We start from the raw sequence: 22,117 nt of genomic DNA, 5'->3' as shown, positions 1-22,117 counted from the left end.
ATAGTGCAAGCACGGTTCTGTGAGGGGGGTGGAGTACAATTTACCGCAAGGTAGAAAGGCTCCCTTCTACTCGACTACTTCAATAAGGAGTAAGGCTTTTTTTCTTGTTCAACTAAAGGAGCAGGTTAGCAGGTTCAGCTACAAAATAATCTGGGATTGAGTGGTTAAAGATTTATCGATCTAAATCTAAACGTCTTTAGTTATATTATACTTTAACAATTGTCGATGCTTATAAAATTTCTCAAAAATAATACCCATTAAATAGAAAAATAACAAACCAAAACAAATGTGAATGAGTGTAAATTTAACTCCAAATGAAGCAAATTCATATACAATAACCGGTAATTTTGCAGTTGTCCAAACTCCTAAAAAAAATACAATATAGCGTATGCTTGCTCCTTTTTTTAATAATAGTGCCGCAATTGGAAAAGCTACGTAGAGGGGACCAGCTGCAATTACTCCTAATAATAGGGAGAACAAAAGGCCGTAGATGCCGGATTTTTCTCCCATATATCTTTTAAGTGTTTCTTTCTCCACCCATTTGTCAAGCAAACCTACGAATATTAAGACAGGGGGGAGTAGAAACAGCATATCTAAAATGCTTTTTCCTGTTAATTGAAATGCGTTCCATCCCACCGATTGGTTTATAGAGGTAAGGATAATGAGCCCAAATAATAAAATGAAAAAGAAAGGATACCTTTTTAATTCATTCATCCCATCACCACCCAAATAATATATGAAAATATTAGAGACATTACTACTGCAGATACGTTGCGAGAATAGGCAAAACTTCGCCCAAATATCTTTTGTTCCATAGGTAAAGTTGTGATTCCTACGGACATTAATGTAGACATTAATACAGCTACTTGAGGGAGTCCTGCACCATTTTGGACTAATGTGTGTCCAAGAGGAAATACAACAAAGCTTGGAACTAGTGCAATAGAACCAATTAATGCTGAATAAACAATACCTGTCAATCCAGATTTTTCTCCAATGATTGAAGAAATTAAGGATGGAGTTAATATAGATAGTGATAGCCCAACGAAAAGCATAATTGATAACATGTCAGGTATAATATTACGAAAGCTTTTCCATGACTTTAATAGAGCATTTCTTGTTTTATTTCGATCTTTTATAAAAGAAATACTGAGAAGAATGATAGCCATAGAGTAAAGGATAGCACCATTAATCATGATTAGACTCCTTCCATTCTTTGTATTTATTTAAGAAAAATGATAAGTTCTTCATTTTTTCTTCTATATCTATTTGAAAATCTTCTAATTTTCTTTTTCCAACTGTAGTAATTTTGTACATTTTTATCAGCTTATCTTGATTAGATGTGTCCAAATAAGACTCAACAGCACCTTCTTTCTCTAATGTTTTTAATGTGCGATAAAGAATGGCACTATCAATTGGGTTGATGGGAAGCTCTTCTTCACATTTCTGCAGGAGTTTCCCTCCATAGCTATCTCCCTCTGTTAAAAACAGCAGAAGAAATGCACCTGTATGTCTCCCTGTATGTTTCATGAAATATATAACCTCCTAATTTAAATGTAAAATTTTTATGGCAATACCTTACTGTTGATAACAGTATACTGTTATCAACAGTAATATGTCACTGACAGTATGTCCTTTTTTAAAAATTTTTTGTTCAATTTTTCAGTTCAGCTTTCGTAGGGTTAGTTGGATGGTAGCTTAAGAATGGAATTACAGTTCCATCTCGTGTGATGGCAGAACAAGCGGGGATATTGTTTAAGAGGAATCCATAGTTATCACCTATGACTCCCTTATAATTTAGAATGACAGAAACATATTGATGGTTTAAGAATTTTGTCTTTTACTGATTTAATAAGAAATTAGAATGTGAAGGATTGCACTTAAACTAACAGGTGCAATAGTTGAAGATCGGGGTTGCTGCGGCACCTCCTTTTCTTGATCCACTAACAGGCAGTATAGTTGAAGAAGGATTATTTATTTGGTCAATAGAATAGGTTAATGGGATCATAAATAAAAAGGGGATGATTATTATTTTCATTGACCTCGACCTTCTTTGGTTAGTCATTGGTTTTGGGATTACTATTGCAATACTGTACTATATTTATGTAGTGTTGGGGTTAAAGAAATAACTTAAGCAAAATGTCACAATATTAAATAATGCGTTAAAAGAGGCGTACATGGGGTAACGGGTGGGCTAATCGAAGACACGCCGACAGGAAAGCTAACACTTACGATTATGAACGGCTTTGCAGAGTTCGAAAGAGATATGATTGTAGAGCGCACACAAGAAGGCAAGGCAATCGCTTAGCAGCGAGACGACTTTCGAGAAGGTAGACCGAACAAGTTTAGTAAGAAGCAAGTTGAGCATGCGCTGGCACTACTAGCTACGCACTCATATACGCAAGTCGAAGAGATAACTGGCATTAGCAAAAGTACATTAATACGGGCGAAGAGAAAACAGGCGGCAGAATAAGCTGTTTTTTTTGTGCTCTTATATTCACCAGTCCCCGTATAAGGTAGACTCCATTCTTATAAATCGGTTAGCTAAAAACGAGAAAGGCAGTCTTAAAATTTGTGACTTTCCCTTCCGTATCTTGTTCAAGCCATAATTAATTTAGGGTCACAGAACTGTAGCAATTACGTATAGGAACTAACATTTAATCAATTGTGTAGGTTAATAGGCGAGTGTGAACAAACATACTTCCCTTCCGCTTTAAAGTGAAACAAATGAATTAGAAAATTTTATCTAAATAAGGATGAAGATTATCACTATCTAGACACGTTTCACAGATTATTAAAACTGTTATATCTTCTTTTTCACTATCATCTTTTCCATCACCACAAACAGTACATACTTGTTCCACTTTTATCACTCCTTAGTTCACTTATTCATACTTTGCCCATATTCTACTTTTTTAACTAGTATTAAACAAATTTCAACTATGTAGAAGGGATGTGAATCTCTTTCGCCATCCTACCCGTCAGCTAACTTCGTTGGCTAACGCGAAAGAGGTCTAAAGACGCCTAATTCAGGGGGCTTTTTTTGTGCTCTTTTTACAGGAAAAGCTTACTTTCGATTTCGGAGGTCTTTTTGTTTTGATAAAAATGGAAAAAGGAGGAACCCACCCAGTTTGATTTTTGTATTTGGTATAGATATTTCAAAAGCCCGCAAAATATTCTTAATGCAATAAATTTGGGATCATTAATTCCAGTCTAGTAAAAACTTTCCTTGTACGATCACTTGCGTACAAAAGACAAGGCACACTGTGTGGATTGAGCATGTGGGAATATGTGAAACTCAAAATGATATGAAAAGATTGATAAATATTATTAATTTAGGGAACAACATACATCTAATGTAGTTTAATATAACCGTCCAGTATTTGTTTTCATTAAGGGAAAAGGAAATACTTTAGTGAACACCTTTTATTTCTGTTATTAATAAAGACGATAAGGAGAATTTTAAATGAATGATCCAAGGCATTGGGTTGAAATAATATTATTCATTATAGCCGTATCCCTTATTTGGATGGCATTTACCAACTTTGCTGGTCTTAAACGATTTTTAATCGGTCGCCGAATGCGAACCGCTGAACTTTTAGGACAACACACAAAAATTGTATGGTTCATCGCTTTACCAATCCTTGCTGCTGACCTTTATTCTTCAGTATCTTATGGACCAGAAGCAGGGATGATTGAACTTGCCAGGTTTGGAGAAGAGGGAAAATGGCTAATCATCCCCATAACTATTGCAACAATTACTCTTTTAGCTATTTTAATCTCCTCGTACATTATGGGGATTTTAGCTTATCCTAGTGGTGGCGGAGCATACGCAATTGCGAAAGATAATTTCAAGGCTAAATGGGTTTCGCTAATAGCTTCCAGTTCCCTGTTGGTTGATTATATTCTGACCGTTGCCGTGTCTGTATCAGCAGCCTTAGAAGCAGTTTCCTCTGCTTATCCTGCCGCTGAACCTTTCCGAACAGAATTAGGGATTACAATTGTATTTCTGCTATTGATTATGAATTTGCGTGGTGTGGCTGAGTCAGCAAAAATATTTGCATGGCCTACCATTGGATTTATGTTATGTATGCTCTTATTAATCTTTACTGGTGGATTCGATGCATTGCAACATGGATTTGTCCAGGGGCCTACCCCTCCATTTGGTACAGTGCCTGAAGGTTTAGGCATATTACTAATCCTAAAAGCTTTTAGTTCAGCTTGTTCGGCACTAACAGGAATCGAAACGATTTCAAATGCAGTCCCCGTTTTTAGGGATCCTCAACAAAGAGGAGCCATAAAAGCATATATCACTTTAGGAGCGATTACAGGGTTTACTCTTTTAGGTTTTGCATATTTGTTATATATCAAAGGCATTGCACCTTCATCTGAAAACACGATGTTATCTCAGTTAGCAGAAATGTATGTCGGTCATGGAATTTTATATCAGATTATCATCTGGTTCACATTTATTGTATTGATATTGGCGGCAAATTCAACTTTTACAGGTTTTGCACAATTATCTGCGATTGTCGCGGCTGATGGTTTTTTACCCCGTGCCCTAACAAACCGAGGGGATCGCTTAGCATATTCGAACGGTATTATTGCATTAGCAGCGGCTGCAAGCGTATTAATCTTAGCTTTCCATTCAGAAACCCATGCTTTAATTCCGCTTTATGCAATCGGTGTTTTTCTTTCCTTCACAATTGCACAATTTGGTTTGGTACGCCGATGGTTTAGAGTAAAGGGTTCACGTTGGCAAATTAAATTAGCCGTTAATATTGTTGGGTTGATTGTGACTTCCATCGTTACGGTTATTGTTGCCGTCACCAAGTTCACCGGTGGAGCATGGCTTGTCTTAGTGGTATTGCCCTTAATAATTTTATTATCCTTAGCTATACGTCGCCATTATAACTTTGTGGCACAAGATCTCCGAATAGACATTGATAAAGAGTTTCCAGAAATGCGAGAAGTAACAACGATTGTACTTGTTTCAGGAGTCCACAGAGTAGTTAATAATACACTATCTTTTGCTAAAAGTTTGGGCGGTAATATGATTGCTGTTTACGTGGGTTTTGATGATGAATCAATTGTTAAAATGGAGGAAAAATGGGAAAAATGGGGTTCGCCATGTAGGTTAGTTGTTCTTCGAAGTAAATATCGTTCAGTATTGGAACCACTTAATCGTTTTATGAAAGTAGTGGAAGAAAAGAAGGGCGAAGGGCACATACATTTGATTATTCCACAGTTTATACCTAAAAAATGGTGGCATAATTTGTTGCATAATCAAACTGCCCTTCAATTGCGACTTTGGTTTCTTCGCCATAAGAATGTAGTGATCACTACTGTACCGTATCAACTAAAAAAGTAAAAAAGGCATATGAAATCTAAAGTTTTTTTAATGTGAGGAATTACCCAAAAAGGTGTGCCTTCTTCTTTTTTCACTAACGAGTGCTTGAGTTTAAGAATGGGAGGTGCTGCGGCATCTCCTTTTCTTCTTCAACAAACGAAGTAGTTTTGTTGAAGAAGCATTCAAAAAAATTTATAAAAAGGGTACATATTAATAGCACTCACAATTTTGTGCGTGCTTTTTTGCTTGTTTTTATTTTGGCACCGGAGTAGGAGTAGTTCCCAAATTTTTTATTTCACATCACCACTGACATCTACTGCTACTGTAATTGAACAAAAACAATTATTTCAATTTTCACTTAATATTTGACACACATATTAGTGGTTGCTAATATGATAATATTAGAACATATTAGTGCTGTCTAATATGACTGGAGGTAAAGTTACCGATGGCAAAAACAGATGTTGATTTGAAGGTAAAGTTTCTAAGGGGATTTTCAGATAAAACAAGGATTCAAATTCTTGAATCAATTAAAGAACAAGAAAAAACTGTTTCAGAAATTGTAGAGGACCTCAATGGCAAGCAATCAAATATATCTCAACATCTAGCTTGTTTAAAAGGATGTGGGCTTATTGTTGGCAGACAAGACGGAAAATACATTAAATATAGCTTACGAAATCAACAAGTAAGAGAGTTGCTAAAAATGTTCCACACAGTGTTCGAAGAAGTGCAAACTGATATAGCTTGTTGTGAGAATCATATCGATTAAGGTGGTGAAGTACTTTGGCTGATAAATGTTGCAGTTCTAAAGAAATACAGAAAAATGATATAGATGAAAATAAAAGTTGTTGCAACGATAACTTAAAAGCATTAGAAAATGTTGTGGAAGTAAAGACTTCTTGCTGTAGCAGTGAATCTCTTGCTTTAGAAAAACCTAATGAGATAAAAAGTTCTTGCTGTAGCAGTGAATCTCTTGCTTTAGAAAAGCCTAATGAGGCAAAAAGCTCTTGCTGTAGCAGTGATTCAATTGCCTTAGAAAAACCTAACGGTCCCAAAAGCTCTTGTTGTAGCAGCAAGGTTGAAGAACTATCAAAAGACAGTCCTCTTTCGCCAGCTACTTCTGAAGAAAAAGTTGTATATCGTGTACACGGAATGGATTGTCCAGCTTGTGGTGTCACAATAGAAAAAGGGTTAAGTGCTTTAAAAGGGATTAGAGATGTAACAGTGAACTACAGCACAGCAAAACTACAGGTGGTTGGAGATATCGGTTCTTTTGATCAAATTGAAAATCAAATTAAAAAACTTGGTTATACGGTCGAATCACTTGAACGGAACAAAAATATGAGGACGTACACTATCGAAGGAATGGATTGTGGTAGTTGTGCAAAAAGTATCGAAAACCATTTGAATACTTTACCTTCAGTAAGAAAAGTAAGTGTGAATTTTTCTACTGGAAAAATGAAGATTGATCACGACAATAGCGTTGATGATATCATTTCAGAAGCAGCTAAAATCGGTTATAAAGCGTCATTGCTTACGAAGAGTAGCAAAGCTCCCGAAGCTCCTAAAAATTACGAAGGAAATGGTTTAATCATCTTTTCTGGGGTATTAATAGCTCTAGGGTTTATTGGGTCATACAATGGTATCTCAACATTAATGAGCAATATTTTGTACGCGATAGTAATCGTATTAACTGGATATAAGCCTGTGAAGAGTGCTTACTATGCTTTAAAAAGCCGTTCACTTGATATGAATGTATTAATGTCAGCTGCGGCAATTGGTGCTGCATTAATTGGTGAATGGTTAGAAGGAGCAACCGTTGTTTGGTTATTTGCATTGGGTATTGTTCTACAGAATCGATCAATCGAGAAGACAAGAAATTCTATTCGAAATTTAATGAATTTAGCTCCACCAGAAGCGTGGGTGTTAATTGGCACTGAATTGGTTAAAAAGCCAGTTGAAGAGATTTCAATTGGTCAGATAATCATTGTTAAACCAGGCGATAAAATTCCATTAGACGGAGAAATTGTTCAAGGTGTATCCAGCGTAAACCAAGCTCCTATCACAGGAGAGTCAATACCAGTTGATAAGGCAATTGGTGATACAGTTTATGCCGGTACGATAAATGAGAGTGGCTCTCTTGAAATTAAAGTAACTAAGTTAGTTGAAGATACTACCATATCAAAGATTATTCACTTGGTAGAAGAGGCTCAAGAACAAAAAGCACCTACACAGGCATTTGTCGATAAATTTGCAAGTATTTATACACCTATTGTTTTCGTATTAGCAATAGCTATTATGGTGATACCTCCCCTTCTTGGATTAGGTACTTGGGGAGAATGGTTTTATAAGGCACTGGAACTATTAGTAATTGCTTGTCCTTGTGCTCTGGTTATTTCGACACCTGTAACGATTGTATCTGCAATCGGCAATGCAGCTAAAAATGGTGTTCTAATTAAAGGTGGATCATTCTTAGAAATCGCAGGATCTATAAATGCCATTGCTTTTGACAAAACAGGTACATTAACTAAAGGAAAGCCTACGGTTTCTGAAATAAAGGCTCTAGGCACTTCAGAAGACGAGTTATTATCCCTTGCTTTGACATTAGAGGATTATTCAACTCATCCAATAGCTAAAACAATTGTAAACTATGCAAAAGAAAAGGGCATACAATCAAAGAATGGCCAGTTGTTTAAAAGTATAGTTGGAAAAGGGGTTCAGGCTACTATTGGTGGAGTCATTCATTATACAGGAAATCTTAAACTGTTTGAAGAAATGAATGTTTCATTAGGCAATATAAAAACCATAGAAGAAGAGTTTCAAAGAAAAGGAAAAACAGTAGTTATTATTGGTACTGAACAAAAGTTATTGGGTATAATTGCTGTCTCTGATACTTTACGTAAGACAACGGTTAATGCCTTAAATGCTTTAAAACAAGTTGGCATTAATCAAACCATAATGTTGACTGGAGATAATGAAGGAACAGCTAAAGTGATTGCCTCTGAAGCTCCAATTGACCGTTATTTTGCTGAATTAATGCCAGAAGATAAAGTAAATTCTATTAAGCAATTACAAAAAGAAGGTTATAGGGTTGCGATGGTTGGAGACGGCATAAATGATGCTCCAGCACTAGCAACGTCTGATTTGGGGATTGCAATGGGTGGTGCCGGTACAGACACAGCAATGGAAACAGCAGATATTGTTTTAATGGCGGACAATCTCGAAAAGCTACCTCATACAATCAAATTAAGTAGAAAAGCATTAAAAATAATTAAACAAAACATTTGGTTTTCATTAATTGTAAAGTTTATTGCCCTAGCTTTAATTTTCCCTGGATGGCTAACATTATGGATAGCTGTGTTAAGTGATACTGGTGCTGCCATAATTGTAATTTTAAATGCACTACGCCTATTGAAAATTAAAGTTTAAAAACGATTTATATATCCCAAGGTTAATCTAGTTTGGTGTATTTACGTATTCCATTATTCGGTGCGATGCTTTAACAAGGCATCGCCCTTTTCTGGTTTGATACACAAAGCAGATTGTGAAGAATTGTACTTAAAGTAACGGGTGCAAGAGTTAAAGATCGGAGCTGTCATTTTGACGGCTTTTCTTTTAGTGCTAACGTGGCAGATTAGTTCAATAAATAATTTCAAATATACCAAGGACATACCCTTGAAAATGTTGAATAAAGTATCATTAAGAGATTTTCAATTTGGGGTTGATTTCGTTGGATGAATTGAAAAAAGTTGTACTTCGACTGATTTAAATTATTGCAATCTTATCAATTGGTTTACTTTTCACAATATATATATTAGGACCTATTTACGAGAACTTTGGAATTTTATTTACTGGAAACGTATGGGTGAACTGGTTTGGAATTTCTTATATTTTATTCGTCTTATACACGTTGATTGTTGTTTTGTGTATATCTAAGGAAAGTATTCTCTTTAAAAAGCGGCTTGCATCGGTATTCTTTTGGCTTACTTTTATTGGTTCAAATTATGTAGTTTTTATCCCTTTTATAAAAGGGGAAAATCCATTCTAAGGATAAATAAGGAAGAAAAAATATTATGCTTTATTCAGCTAACGGGTGCGATTGTTCAATTATGGCAGTCGCTTTCTTTGTTCCGCTAACGTGGCAGGATAGTTGAAGAAGGAATATGTATTTACTTCTAGAATATACATAATTTGGGATCGTGGAGGTGGGAGCTATTCAGTCTCTTTGATGCATCGAACACGCTTTCAAGCATTGATAACAAAAGAGAATTTGTAGAACAATTTGGCTGATAAAAAAGTAAAGAGAGGGAGACCAAATGAAAAAGATTACAACGGGACAAAGCAACAGCGGATTCTCCGAAACAGGGCTGCACAGAATGCGCAACGTGCTGGCAAGGTATGTCGATTCCGGGAAGATTCCTGGGCTCGTTGCTCTGGTCAGCAGACACGGTGAGACACACGTCGAAGCGATCGGCACGATGCGCCATGACGGTGGCGCGCCGATGCGCCGGGACACGATCTTCCGGATGGCCTCGACGTCCAAGCCGGTTGCGATAGCGGCGGCGATGATCCTGCTCGACGAGTGCAGGCTGCGGCTGGATGACCTGGTAGAGCAGTGGCTGCCGGAACTCGCCGACCGGCGGGTGCTGAAGCGGATCGATGGCCCGCTGGACGATACCGTGCCGGCGCGGCGGCCGATCACCGTACGGGACCTGCTGACCTCCACGTTCGGGCTCGGCATGGATATGACGACGCTAGGCACTCCGATCATGAACGCGATCTTCGAGCAGGGGCTCACACCCAATCTACCGGAGCCGGTGCCCGAGCCGGATGAGTGGATGCGCCGCCTTGGCCAGCTTCCGCTGATGTACCAGCCCGGAGAGCGCTGGCAGTACCACATCAGCAACGATCTACTCGGCGTGCTCGTCGCCAGGGTCACGGCCCAGTCGTTTGAGACGTTCCTGCGCGAACGCATCTTCAACCCCCTGGGCATGAAGGACACCGGTTTCCACGTGCCCGCCGACAAGATCGACCGGCTGCCAACCCTCTACGCCCCCGACCCGCAGACCGGAGAGTTCATCGTGTGGGACGAGGCCAAGGGGGGACGCTACAGCCAGCCTCCGGCTTTCCAGGGTGGCGGCGGCGGACTGGTCTCCACCGTCGACGACTACCACGCCTACTTCCGGATGCTTCTGAATCACGGGATGCACGGGACCGAACGGATCCTGTCCCGGCCCGCCGTCCAGCTGATGACCACCAACCGCCTCACGCCCGAGCAACAAGCCGCCCGAAACGCCATGGCCAGCAACAACGTCCATGTGTCATTCGGCCAAGGGCAACACGGCGGCTGGGGCTTCGGGATGGCGGTGCGCACCTACCGTGGTGACTACGCGTCCATCGGCCAGTTCGGCTGGGACGGCGGAAGCGGCACCGCGACGTACGCCGACCCGGACAAACAGCTCACCGGAATCCTGCTCACCCAGGTCGGGGCGTCCACTCCGGATTCATCGCGGCTTATCCACGACTTCTGGACCACGGTCTACCAGGCAATCGAAGACTAACACCGAGCCCGCACTCAACCCACGACACCCAACGGTCAGCCCCCTGGCGGCCGATTGGAAGCAAAAGTTGCCTTTGGTAATTTGCTTAGACGCTTCCCAGATTTAAAATTGGCGATTGATCCAGATGAGTTAATTTATAACAATAATGGAGTGGTACGTTCCATTGCTAGTATCCCAATGATTTTCTAACCTTCGGTGGTACCAATTTCATAAACTGAACACATACCGTTTTTTGTGGTGGCTATATAGGTGTTAAACCAGTAGAGAATAATCTACTGGTTTTTTTCTTTCATAATAGGTTGCTTGAAGAAAAAATTGTGTGTACATATTAATTTTATTATCAAGTCTTAACAGAATCTTTACACCATCCTCCAGTATCTGAACACTATCTTTATTCCAAATTCAATAAAATAATTTCAAGAAGATAAATTGATTAATTTTCCGACGATTTAGTGAAGTTGGAAAAATTGAAAAGGAGAGTTGTAAAGGTGAATGCCGTTTTACTTTTCGCTGGAATTGTAGGTATGTCGTTATTTGTTTACTTGTTGTACGTCTTATTTAAGGGTGAAAATCTATGACCAATATTATTTTACAAGATACTTTTTTTATTGCTGTTTTAGTCGGATTATCAATTCCAATAGGTGTTTATATTTATAAGGTGATGACTGGTCAAAAAGTATTTTTGACCAAAATTTTATCGCCAGTAGAGAATTGTGTTTATAAATTCATCGGTAATTGGAATGTAGAAGGCATGGGAGCAAAACAATATTTAGTTTCTGTTATGACCTTTAGCACAATAGGGCTACTCTTTCTTTGGGGATTACAAATGATTCAAGGTTTCCTTCCTATAAATCCTGAAGGGATGAAGGGGACTAGTTGGCATCTAGCGTTCAATACAGCAGCAAGTTTTGTTTCTAACACGAATTGGCAAGCCTATTCTGGCGAGAGCACTCTATCATATTTGACCCAGTCTATTGGACTGACAGTTCAAAATTTTGTTTCAGCGGCAACAGGTATCGCTGTTCTATTCGCACTGATTCGAGGTTTCATTCTCAAAAAAGAACAAAAGATAGGTAACTACTGGGTAGATATCACGAGAATAACACTTTATGTTTTGATTCCTCTGTCGCTAGTTGTGGCACTACTTATTGCTTCACAAGGTGTGGTGCAAACGTTTGCTCATTATAAAGTTGTTTCGATGTTGGAGAATGGTGTAAATCAAATTATTCCATTAGGACCTGCCGCAAGTCAGATTGCAATAAAACAACTTGGTACAAACGGTGGTGGATTTTTTGGAATGAACTCAGCTTTTCCATTGGAAAATCCAACATCGTTCTCCGACTTTATACAAGTGCTATCTATTCTAATTATCCCTGCTGCACTTTGTGTTTCATTTGGGAAAGCAGTAAATGATAGCAAACAAGGTAAATCAGTATATATTACCATGCTGATTCTATTTGTGGTATCAATCGTAGCTGTAACCATCAGTGAGCAATTTGCTGCACCAGTTTTTCATGGAGTAGCAACTTCAGGAAGTATAGAAGGAAAAGAAGTCATTCATGGTGTAGGTGCTTCAGCCTTATGGGGTACAGCAACAACTGCAGCTTCAAATGGCTCCGTGAATGCCATGCATGACAGTTTTACTCCACTCTCTGGCATGGTTCTCATGTTCCTTATGCAATTGGGGGAAATAATCTTTGGTGGTGTAGGAAGCGGGCTTTACGGAATGTTGGCTTTCGTAATGTTGACTGTCTTCATCGCAGGATTGATGGTTGGGCGAACCCCTGAATATTTAGGTAAGAAAATTGAACCGTTTGATATGAAGATGGTTTGTTTAATTGTTCTTGCACCACCGCTCTTAACACTATTAAGTACAGCACTTGCAGTTTCTATGCCAGCTGCTTCGTCATGGCTTAACAATTCAGGAGCACACGGATTTTCAGAAATCCTTTATAATTTTTCTTCAATGGCTAATAACAATGGAAGTGCATTTGGTGGATTCACATCCAATACAGTTTTCACAAACATTATTGGTGGAATTGTGATGTTATTGGTTCGCTTTATTCCAATTGGAGCTATTCTTTATCTGGCAGAAAATCTTGCTCGGAAGAAAACAACTGCTGCAAGTGAAGGAACTTTATCAACTAGTAATACCATGTTTGTTGGATTATTAGTCTCAGTCATTCTTTTAATCGGAGCCCTCAGTTTCTTACCTGTTTTAGCCTTGGGCCCGATTGCAGATTATTTTACACATTAATTTGAGGTGAAAACGATGAATGGAAAGCATATTAACAAGAGTATTTTGAATGACGCATTTCGTCAGTCTTTGGTAAAACTATCACCTCGTGTACAGTTAAAAAACCCTGTCATGTTGGTGGTATATATTGGAGCAATCTTTACAACATTTCTATATATTCTTTCTTTCATGGGGATCAAAGATGAGAATTCATGGTACACCTTAGCCATTGCGCTCATTTTATGGTTTACAGTTTTATTTGCTAATTTTGCAGAGTCGATTGCAGAAGGACGTGGCCGTGCGCAAGCAGATAGTCTACGCAGTGCGAAAAAGGATGTAAAAGCAAAGAAGTTAAAATCAGCAACTAATATCGATGAGTACACTGAAGTATTATCCAACACATTGAAAAAAGGTGATCTTGTATTTGTCAGTGCTGGTAATCAGATCCCAATGGATGGTGAGGTAATTGATGGGGCAGCATCTGTTGATGAGAGTGCGATCACTGGAGAGTCTGCGCCTGTCATTCGTGAATCTGGTGGGGACAGAAGTGCTGTTACAGGAGGTACAACAGTCGTTTCAGATTGGTTAATCATTCAAGTGACAGCAGAGGCAGGTGAAAGCTTTCTTGATAAAATGATAGCTATGGTGGAAGGTGCATCTAGAAAGAAAACGCCAAATGAAGTTGCACTCCAAATTCTTTTGGTTACATTGACGATTATTTTTCTTGTTGTAACAGCTACACTACTCCCATTTTCGAACTTTGTAAGTAAGTTAGCAGGTACGGGTACTGCGATTTCAATTACAAATGTTATTGCTCTGTTAGTGTGTCTTGCACCTACAACAATCGGCGCCTTACTTTCATCAATAGGTATTGCAGGCATGAGCCGACTCAATCAAGCGAATGTTTTAGCAATGAGTGGTCGTGCTATTGAAGCTGCTGGTGATGTGGATATCCTATTATTAGATAAAACAGGGACAATTACACTAGGAAATCGTCAAGCAAGCGAGTTTATTCCAGTTTGCAATGTTGAAGAAAGAGAATTAGCTGATGCAGCTCAACTCTCTTCCTTAGCAGATGAGACAGCTGAAGGCAGAAGTATCGTTATTCTTGCAAAAGAAAAGTTTGATATTCGTGGTCGAGATCTTAGTCAATTAAATGCAAACTTCATTGAATTCTCAGCAAAAACTAGAATGAGTGGTGTTGATTTTGGGGGAAATGAAATCCGAAAAGGGGCTGTTGACGCAATTAAAAACTATGTTCTACAAAAGGGTGGGGAATACCCATCTGAATGTGACCAAATTGTCAAACGAGTTGCAGGAGCTGGAGGTACACCGTTGGTTGTTGCACAAAACACAAAAGTGTTGGGTGTTATTTACTTAAAAGACATTGTTAAAAACGGTGTTAAGGAACGTTTTGGTGACTTGCGTAAAATGGGTATCAAAACCATCATGATTACAGGTGATAATCCGATGACAGCTGCAGCAATTGCAGCAGAAGCAGGTGTAGACGATTTCTTGGCAGAGGCTACACCTGAAGCCAAATTAGCACTGATTAGAGATTACCAAGCAAAGGGACATTTAGTAGCAATGACGGGTGATGGAACGAATGATGCACCTGCATTGGCTCAAGCAGACGTTGCAGTGGCAATGAATAGTGGTACACAAGCAGCGAAAGAAGCAGGAAATATGGTTGACTTAGATTCTAGTCCTACGAAGTTGATTGACATAGTTAGAATTGGAAAACAGCTTTTAATGACAAGGGGCGCTTTAACCACATTTAGTGTGGCAAATGATGTGGCAAAATATTTTGCTATTATCCCAGTTCTGTTTTTTGGGATATTTCCTCAATTAACAACGCTAAATATTTTAGGATTTACAAGTACAACGAGCGCGATATTGTCAGCGATCATTTACAATGCGTTAATCATTGTCTTTTTAATCCCATTAGCATTAAAAGGTGTTAAATATCGTGAATTGCCAGCTGGAAAGCTACTAAAAAGAAATATTTTGATTTATGGTCTGGGTGGAGTAATTGCACCTTTCTTGGCAATCAAAATGATAGATATGATTCTGACCGTAAGCGGTCTTGTGTGAGGTGGTACTGATGACAAACATATCAAAAACATTTAGACCAGCTTTATTTATTTTTATTGCAATGACAATTCTTTGTGGTGTGGTGTATACGAGTGTTGTAACTGGAATTGCTCAACTAATATTTCCAAACCAATCAAATGGAAGCATTGTCACGGTTACACTAAAAGATGGAACAAAGAAGGACGTTGGTTCCGAATTAATTGCTCAAAAATTTACTGAACCAAAATATTTAATTGGGAGATCAATAGATACAACAAATCTTTCACCTGTTAGCGCTGAACAAGAAAAACTTGTCCAAGAGCGAATTGATTGGTGGCATAAATTTGATCCAGACAACAAATCTGATATCCCGATGGATTTAGTTACAGCTTCAGGTAGTGGAGTCGACCCATATATTTCACCAGCAGCAGCTGAATACCAGGTGTCAAGAATTGCAAAAACAAGAGGAATAAGTGAAGATAATGTTAGAAAAATCATCAATCAATATACTACCGACAGATTTCTAGAATTCATTGGAGAACCTGGGGTAAATGTTTTAAAGGTAAATTTAGCTCTTGATGGTCTCTATAAAGGATAGTGATTTCGTATGATGCAAGAAGATAAACGTCCAAATCCGGATAAGCTTTTAGAAGACATACTTGAACAACAAAAGAAAGTTGGTAAACTAAAAATCTTCTTTGGCTATGCAGCAGGTGTAGGAAAAACCTATTCGATGTTAGACGAGGCAAGAGAACATTTTGGCAATGGTGTTGATGTCTTAGTAGGATATGTTGAACCGCATACAAGACCAGAGACCACGCAACTTCTTGAAGGTTTGCCAATGTTACCTTCAAAAAAGACTTCTTATAGAAACATAGAGCTGAAGGAATTTGATTTAGATGCAGCTTTAATCAGGAAGCCTGAACTCATTTTAGTTGATGAGCTTGCTCATACTAATGCTCATGGTCTTCGTAACAAAAAACGATATCAGGACATTGAGGAACTTTTGAATACTGGAATAAATGTATATACAACCGTAAATGTCCAACATATTGAAAGCTTGAACGATATTGTTCAAGATATTACAAAGATTACTGTAAGAGAAACTGTACCAGATACCTTTTTTGATCGCGCAGATTCTGTAAAACTGATTGATATTGATCCTGTAGAATTATTAAAACGATTTGAAGAAGGAAAAATATATAGCCCTGACAGAGTTGCAACAGCTATTAATAACTTTTTTACAGTGGAAAATCTTCGACTTTTACGTGAGATAGCCATGCGGAAAGTTGCGGATAGAATCAGCCATGAGAACCTGAATACACGACGTAGTTTCGCTAAAATGGCCAATACAAAACTTCTAGTTTGTATTGGTCCCTCTCCTTCGTCAGCGAAATGCATTAGATGGACTGCGAGGACGGCTGAAGCATTTCATGCACCTTGGGTAGCTGTTTATGTAGAAAATATGGATAGTGGTCGATTTACAGAACAACAACAAAAATCGCTTAGGATGAATATGGATTTAGCAGAGAAATTAGGTGCTGAAATTGTAACAATTAATGGAGACAATATTGCAACAGCTGTTGCAGAATATGCAAAGCTATCAGGTATCACGAATATTGTGATTGGTAAGAGTCGAAATAAGAAATCATTTAAGAACGTCTTTGAAATGGATTTTGAAGACCAGCTTATATCGCTTTTACCAAGTTTGGAGATTCATATCATTCCTGATAGTAACACACTCCGACCATATAGAAAAACGAGAAGATTTCATTTCCGTAGTCAAGTACAGTTTTTTTGGAGAGATGCTCTTAAGTCTATTGTATTATTAATGTTAGCAACTATTGTTTCAATTGAACTTCGTGCGCTTGGAATCGGTGAACAAAATGTGATAATGGTTTATATTCTGTCGGTACTCGTTATCTCTAGAATCACAATAGGGTATCTCTATGGTATAGTTTCTTCATTTTTAAGTGTTCTAGCATTTAATTTCTTTTTTACTGTACCTTATTACACATTTAATGCTATTCAAGCAGGATATCCAGTTACCTTTTTCATTATGTTGTTAGTCGCATTGTTCGCAAGTGCTTTGACGGTTCGTATTAAAACACAAGCAAGACTTGCTGTAGAAAGAGAGCGTCGGACAGAGGTTCTTTATGAAATAAACAAAAAGTTGTTAGCTGCCAGAGGGCTTGATAGTATTGTGAATCTGACAAATGAATATGTAGTTAAACTGTTCAATCGAACAGTAATTTTTTACACAGAAGATCCCGAAAACGGGACAATAGGTTACTTGAAGCAATTTTCAGAGGAGATAAAGGACGACATTTTACAATCTGAGAGTGAAAAAGCAGTCGCACATTGGGTATTTGTTAACCACAAACCAGCTGGAGCTGGAACTGACACACTAATGGGAGCAAAAGCTTATTATTTTCCTGTAGTATCACAAAAAAAGATACTTGGTGTAATGGGAATATCCTGTGAAAAAAGCCTTCTCGATCATGATGATCGTCTTTTTTTACAAATGATTACTGCACAAGTAGCAATGGCCTTAGAACGCCAGTATTTATCAGATGAACAGCGCATAATTCTGGTAGAATCTGAAAAAGAGAAAATGAGAAGTAATCTATTGCGTGCAATCTCACATGATTTAAGAACACCCTTAACCGCTATTCTAGGTGCGAGTTCTGCCATTCTCGAAAATCAAGCATCTTTTGATGAGTCAACAAAAAACAATTTGATTGCGAACATAATAGAAGATTCCCAATGGTTAATTCGAATGGTAGAAAACTTGTTGTCTGTAACACGAATCCATGAAGGAACAATGAATGTTTCCAAATCACCGGAGGCTGTGGAGGAAATTGTTGCAGAAGCAGTAAGTCGAATTAGAAAGAGATTTCCAGAGAGCAATATTTCTGTAAAGGTACCTAATGAACTTTTAATTGTTCCCATGGATGGCACATTAATTGCACAGGTCCTGATTAATCTTCTTGAAAATGCGGTCAAACATTCACAAAACAATACAGCAATTGATGTAAATGTGAAAAAGAATAAGAATTATGCAGTAATTGAGGTAATTGATAACGGAGAAGGAATTGCTGCTGAAGATTTACCATATTTATTTACAAGTTTTGTACCAAATGGAAAGAAAAGTGCCGATTCATCAAGAGGGATGGGAATAGGTCTTTCCATCTGTATGTCAATTATTAAGGCACATCAAGGTAAAATGAGTGCAGAAAACCGAAAGTCAGGTGGAGCAGTATTCCGATTTTCTTTACCACTATCATAACAAGTAAACCAGGTTCAGAAATAACAGGTAAGCTAAAGAAAGGCTGTGTAAAATGGTGTATAAAACTTTGATTTTAATCGTTGAAGATGAAGCAGGTATAAGCAATTTTATTTCTGCTATATTAACTTCAAATCATTATCAAATCATAAAAACTAAAAAGGGAAATGAAGCCATTTCAATGATGGCTTCTCATTCGCCTGATTTAATTTTGTTGGACTTAGGATTGCCAGATATTGATGGAATCGAGGTTTTAAAAGCTATTAGACAATGGAGCGAGGTGCCTATTATTGTTGTATCAGCTCGTGGGCATGAACGGGAAAAAGTAGAAGCGCTTGACCTGGGTGCGGATGATTATATTACAAAACCATTTGGCACTTCAGAGTTGCTTGCTCGAATTCGGACTGCTATTAGGCGAAATAAGAAAGCTATAGAAAGTGATGATCAAAGTCTCAAAAAGTTTAGCGTTGGAGAATTTGAAATCGATTTTGAGAAGCGAAAAGTTCTTATCAAAGGGAAGGAAGTTCATTTTACTCCAATTGAATACAAAATCATTACTTTGCTTTCTGAGCATGCTGGCAAAGTGTTAACACATGACTTTATCATTAAAAAAATATGGGGACCATACACCAATGAAACGCAAGCATTACGAGTCAATATGGCAAATATCCGCAGAAAATTAGAATCAAATCCTGCTGAGCCAAAATACATTCTAACTGAAATGGGTGTTGGGTATAGAATGATAGAAAGCATTTAAAACAAGCTATGAAAATAACTTGTTTTTTTGCTTTAGAAAAAAAATAACACAAAGAGGCTATCTGGAAATGAGAATAAACTTTAAATTATAATGGGGCAGTCACGCTGTTGATGCAATACTTGCTCTCTACTCAGCAAATTTAATTTGATTTCTTATTTAGCTAACGGGTGCTTTTATTGAAAAAGTACTTGTTTTAAAAAAATTCAAAGAATGTTGATAAACCCACCAACATCCCTTTTGTGTTGTCAATTACACTCCACACATTGTGAAGCGGTCGTGGTTGGAGTTGGTATAATAGAAAAGCAGTTGATAAAGAAAAAATCTATACCATCTGATTTTTTGTTTATAAAAATACCATTCAGGACCGATTTTCGTTAAAATAAATATTGCCGGTTTTCACAATAGTTTTTCACAAATTATAAATGTCCAAATGTACTTGTGTTTGATAATAAGTTATTTAGCATGATATAAGTGTAAAAGAAGTGGAACATTTGGCTTTATATTTTTTGACCGAGAGTTTGAAGTTGTATCCATAGTGAGAGGATTTGAGTTTGAAATGATAGATAATTTTTGGCGTGATTTACCACGACCATTTTTTGTACTTGCACCAATGGAAGATGTGACAGATGTTGTTTTTCGTCACGTAGTAAGTGAAGCCGGTCGACCGGATGTATTTTTCACAGAGTTTACAAACTCAGATAGCTATTGTCATCCAGAGGGCATGAAAAGTGTGCGTGGCCGTTTGATTTTTACAGAAGATGAACAGCCAATGGTGGCACATATTTGGGGGGATAATCCAGAATATTTCCGTCAAATGAGTATTGGCATGGCAGAGCTAGGATTTAAAGGCATCGATATTAATATGGGCTGCCCTGTACCGAATGTGGCATCGAGGGGGAAAGGTAGTGGACTTATTCTGCGTCCAGACGTTGCGGCAGAACTTATTCAAGCAGCAAAAGCGGGCGGACTGCCTGTCAGCGTGAAAACACGACTTGGCGATAAGGATGTAAATGAGTGGGAGGAGTGGCTAACGCATATTTTAAAACAGGATATTGCGAACCTTTCTATTCATTTACGTACAAGAAAGGAAATGAGCCAAGTAGATGCGCATTGGGAGCTAATTCCGGAAATCAAAAAATTACGTGACCGTATCGCACCAAATACGCTATTAACAATCAATGGAGACATTCCTGACCGTCAAACTGGGCTGCAGCTTGCTGAACAATATGGTATTGATGGCGTTATGATCGGGCGAGGTATTTTTAAAAATCCTTTTGCTTTTGAAAAAGAGCCAAAAGAGCATAGCAGTAAAGAATACCTTGATCTTTTAAGACTGCAGCTTGATCTTCAAGATCAATATGCGGAAGCACTGCCACGTTCAATCACAGGGCTTCATCGCTTTTTCAAAATTTATGTCAAAGGATTCCGTGGAGCTGGTGAATTAAGAAATCAATTGATGAACACGAAATCAACAGATGAAGTGCGTGGATTGCTTGATAACTTTGGAAAAGAATGTTGATGGGACGGGGACAGTGAAATGATGTAACTCTCAAAAAGTTAGAGAAAAAATGAATCACATCAACTCATGTGTACTTATTTTATTCAGTTTCAAGTTCCTTTGCAGCCGGCAACTTTTGTTTTGATAAAGTCTGTTTTCTGAAAGAAAAAGGTCTCAAGAATGTAATAAACCCACCAGCACCCTTGTGTTGCCACATACACTCTGCACTTTGTGAGGCTGTGGCGAAAATTGAATTGGTATGAGAGTAACAGCCTTGTCCATTAGCGATAAGGCTGTTTTTCCGTAATTTGAGTGGTATCAGTAACTGTCTTTCTTTGCGTCTTTACTAATCGGAGTTATTCCCAAATATATAGATTATCCTCCTGGATGGTATCCAATAGGGTATGGACTTGATGGTTGCAGTCTAGTTATTAAACCAGATGCTGAGAATAAAGGTTCACTTTATTGGTTAGATAATGGTGGAACATTAGTTGATTCAAACGGCTATTTAAACTTTAATTTGATAAATGATTTGACCATTTTTTCGTTGCACAAGGTTGTAAGTTTTGGGAGTGGAGTCTTTTTTCTTTATAGAATGGTTCGATTAGCAGTTTTTAATAAATATAAGCAAGCCAAGCTACCGATTGGGTAAATCAATTGTAAAAAACTCGATTAAAGAGAACTACTTACGTTCTAATTTTAATTGGAACATGTTGAAAATCAGACATTCAGTTGTCTTACTTCTAATACCGGCATTAACTATTAATAAAACCGAGATAAATACAGTAATAACTAAGGAAATACTACAGCAATTACCAGCCATTACTACTGTTGCAACGGAAAGGTAGGTATTACTGCTATTCAACTAGTTGGTCTGGTCTGATATTTAATGTGAGAGGAGGAGCTGTCAATTCAGGCAAAGTGAACCATTATTATAGTAAGATTGTGAAATCCTGTACTTAAACTAACTGGGCAGTATAGCATTCCTGTAGATTGTTAAATATCAGGTTTGAAAAAAATAGAGCCTCTCAGTAAGATACGAGTATAGAGTCCAATCTAACTCAGAATCTTAAGGAGGAAGCCCTACTATGAATTTTAAAATGCAGGACAAACAAAATCAACTAATAGAAAGAATTTCCGATACACATCTTATTGTTGGTGTGGATATCGCTCAACAACTACACGTTGCCAGAGCAGTTAACTTCCGTGGAATTGTAGTTGGAGATCCTCTTACATTCGAAAATAATGAAGAGGGGTTCGTTAAACTATTAAACTGGATTCATAATTTAAAAAGACTAAAAAACTTAGATGCAGCAATAGTAGGTATGGAGCCTACAGGCCATTACTGGATTAACCTAT

15 protein-coding genes and 1 pseudogene are annotated in these 22,117 nt (G+C 38.0%); 12 read left to right on the top strand and 4 right to left on the bottom strand.

All coding sequences use genetic code 11. The features are described from left to right. Positions 1-186 precede the first annotated feature (186 nt). Genes AB7942_RS28550 through AB7942_RS28540 form a run of 3 tightly spaced genes read right to left on the bottom strand, consistent with a single transcriptional unit; the run spans position 187 to position 1,527 of the window. The gene (locus AB7942_RS28550; protein ID WP_369449473.1) at positions 187-714 is read right to left on the bottom strand and encodes a permease; all 528 of its coding nucleotides are present in this window, start codon (positions 712-714) and stop codon (positions 187-189) included. Beyond that, positions 711-1,193, bottom strand: a complete 483-nt coding sequence (locus tag AB7942_RS28545) for a hypothetical protein (protein ID WP_369449472.1) — start codon at positions 1,191-1,193, stop codon at positions 711-713. Before AB7942_RS28545 ends, AB7942_RS28550 begins: the two co-directional genes overlap by 4 nt. Continuing rightward, positions 1,186-1,527 carry a PadR family transcriptional regulator gene (locus tag AB7942_RS28540; protein ID WP_045524374.1) on the bottom strand — a complete coding sequence of 114 codons (342 nt, stop codon included), beginning with the start codon at positions 1,525-1,527 and terminating at the stop codon, positions 1,186-1,188. Before AB7942_RS28540 ends, AB7942_RS28545 begins: the two co-directional genes overlap by 8 nt. Positions 1,528-2,170: 643 nt before the next feature. Between AB7942_RS28540 and AB7942_RS28535 the strand changes: the two are divergent. Beyond that, positions 2,171-2,470, top strand: a pseudogene (locus AB7942_RS28535) (recombinase family protein); the annotation flags it as partial. Between the two features lie 259 nt (positions 2,471-2,729). Here AB7942_RS28535 and AB7942_RS28530 read toward each other — a convergent pair. Further along, positions 2,730-2,861 (bottom strand): hypothetical protein, encoded by a 132-nt coding sequence (locus AB7942_RS28530; RefSeq protein WP_369449471.1) that lies wholly within the window; start codon positions 2,859-2,861, stop codon positions 2,730-2,732. 602 nt (positions 2,862-3,463) lie between these two features. On the opposite strand from AB7942_RS28530, the gene AB7942_RS28525 reads away from it, so the two are divergent. The 11 genes from AB7942_RS28525 to AB7942_RS28475 form a co-directional block, all read left to right on the top strand. Continuing rightward, positions 3,464-5,368, top strand: a complete 1,905-nt coding sequence (locus tag AB7942_RS28525) for an APC family permease (protein WP_369449469.1) — start codon at positions 3,464-3,466, stop codon at positions 5,366-5,368. Between the two features lie 427 nt (positions 5,369-5,795). Beyond that, positions 5,796-6,116 carry an ArsR/SmtB family transcription factor gene (locus AB7942_RS28520; RefSeq protein ID WP_088087285.1) on the top strand — a complete coding sequence of 107 codons (321 nt, stop codon included), beginning with the start codon at positions 5,796-5,798 and terminating at the stop codon, positions 6,114-6,116. Positions 6,117-6,289: 173 nt separating this feature from the next. Then, entirely contained in the window at positions 6,290-8,776 is a 2,487-nt protein-coding gene (locus tag AB7942_RS28515; protein ID WP_483310944.1) for a heavy metal translocating P-type ATPase, read from the top strand. An 887-nt stretch (positions 8,777-9,663) separates the two neighbouring features. Continuing rightward, positions 9,664-10,908 carry a serine hydrolase domain-containing protein gene (locus AB7942_RS28510; protein WP_369449468.1) on the top strand — a complete coding sequence of 415 codons (1,245 nt, stop codon included), beginning with the start codon at positions 9,664-9,666 and terminating at the stop codon, positions 10,906-10,908. 574 nt (positions 10,909-11,482) lie between these two features. Beyond that, a complete protein-coding gene (kdpA, locus tag AB7942_RS28505; protein WP_369449467.1) occupies positions 11,483-13,165 on the top strand; it encodes a potassium-transporting ATPase subunit KdpA in 1,683 nt (560 codons plus the stop codon). A gap of 15 nt (positions 13,166-13,180) precedes the next feature. Continuing rightward, positions 13,181-15,238 (top strand): potassium-transporting ATPase subunit KdpB, encoded by a 2,058-nt coding sequence (kdpB, locus tag AB7942_RS28500; protein WP_369449466.1) that lies wholly within the window; start codon positions 13,181-13,183, stop codon positions 15,236-15,238. A gap of 10 nt (positions 15,239-15,248) precedes the next feature. Beyond that, a complete protein-coding gene (gene kdpC / locus AB7942_RS28495) occupies positions 15,249-15,815 on the top strand; it encodes a K(+)-transporting ATPase subunit C (RefSeq protein ID WP_369449465.1) in 567 nt (188 codons plus the stop codon). A gap of 12 nt (positions 15,816-15,827) precedes the next feature. Continuing rightward, on the top strand, positions 15,828-18,506 hold the full coding sequence (locus AB7942_RS28490) for an ATP-binding protein (protein WP_369449474.1): 2,679 nt from the start codon (positions 15,828-15,830) through the stop codon (positions 18,504-18,506). A gap of 52 nt (positions 18,507-18,558) precedes the next feature. Continuing rightward, positions 18,559-19,260: a response regulator gene (locus AB7942_RS28485; RefSeq protein ID WP_088087293.1), complete on the top strand. Its 702-nt coding sequence runs from the start codon at positions 18,559-18,561 to the stop codon at positions 19,258-19,260. Between the two features lie 556 nt (positions 19,261-19,816). Beyond that, positions 19,817-20,779 (top strand): tRNA dihydrouridine synthase, encoded by a 963-nt coding sequence (locus AB7942_RS28480; protein ID WP_369449464.1) that lies wholly within the window; start codon positions 19,817-19,819, stop codon positions 20,777-20,779. 1,067 nt (positions 20,780-21,846) lie between these two features. Then, a partial coding sequence (locus AB7942_RS28475) for an IS110 family transposase (protein ID WP_369449463.1) occupies positions 21,847-22,117 on the top strand: 271 nt, incomplete at its 3' end.

The sequence above is a fragment of the Neobacillus sp. BF23-41 genome, from assembly GCF_041106275.1.
This window is presented reverse-complemented; position numbering and strand designations above follow the sequence as displayed.

What these genes read in the sequence shown, in the direction of transcription:
- AB7942_RS28545 (WP_369449472.1), bottom strand. Translation starts at nt 1,193, where the DNA reads ATGATTAATGGTGCTATCCTTTACTCTATGGCTATCATTCTTCTCAGT.
- kdpC (WP_369449465.1), top strand. Translation starts at nt 15,249, where the DNA reads ATGACAAACATATCAAAAACATTTAGACCAGCTTTATTTATTTTTATT.
- AB7942_RS28525 (WP_369449469.1), top strand. Translation starts at nt 3,464, where the DNA reads ATGAATGATCCAAGGCATTGGGTTGAAATAATATTATTCATTATAGCC.
- AB7942_RS28510 (WP_369449468.1), top strand. Translation starts at nt 9,664, where the DNA reads ATGAAAAAGATTACAACGGGACAAAGCAACAGCGGATTCTCCGAAACA.
- AB7942_RS28540 (WP_045524374.1), bottom strand. Translation starts at nt 1,527, where the DNA reads ATGAAACATACAGGGAGACATACAGGTGCATTTCTTCTGCTGTTTTTA.
- AB7942_RS28480 (WP_369449464.1), top strand. Translation starts at nt 19,817, where the DNA reads ATGATAGATAATTTTTGGCGTGATTTACCACGACCATTTTTTGTACTT.
- AB7942_RS28490 (WP_369449474.1), top strand. Translation starts at nt 15,828, where the DNA reads ATGCAAGAAGATAAACGTCCAAATCCGGATAAGCTTTTAGAAGACATA.
- kdpA (WP_369449467.1), top strand. Translation starts at nt 11,483, where the DNA reads ATGACCAATATTATTTTACAAGATACTTTTTTTATTGCTGTTTTAGTC.
- AB7942_RS28485 (WP_088087293.1), top strand. Translation starts at nt 18,559, where the DNA reads ATGGTGTATAAAACTTTGATTTTAATCGTTGAAGATGAAGCAGGTATA.
- AB7942_RS28550 (WP_369449473.1), bottom strand. Translation starts at nt 714, where the DNA reads ATGAATGAATTAAAAAGGTATCCTTTCTTTTTCATTTTATTATTTGGG.
- AB7942_RS28520 (WP_088087285.1), top strand. Translation starts at nt 5,796, where the DNA reads ATGGCAAAAACAGATGTTGATTTGAAGGTAAAGTTTCTAAGGGGATTT.
- kdpB (WP_369449466.1), top strand. Translation starts at nt 13,181, where the DNA reads ATGAATGGAAAGCATATTAACAAGAGTATTTTGAATGACGCATTTCGT.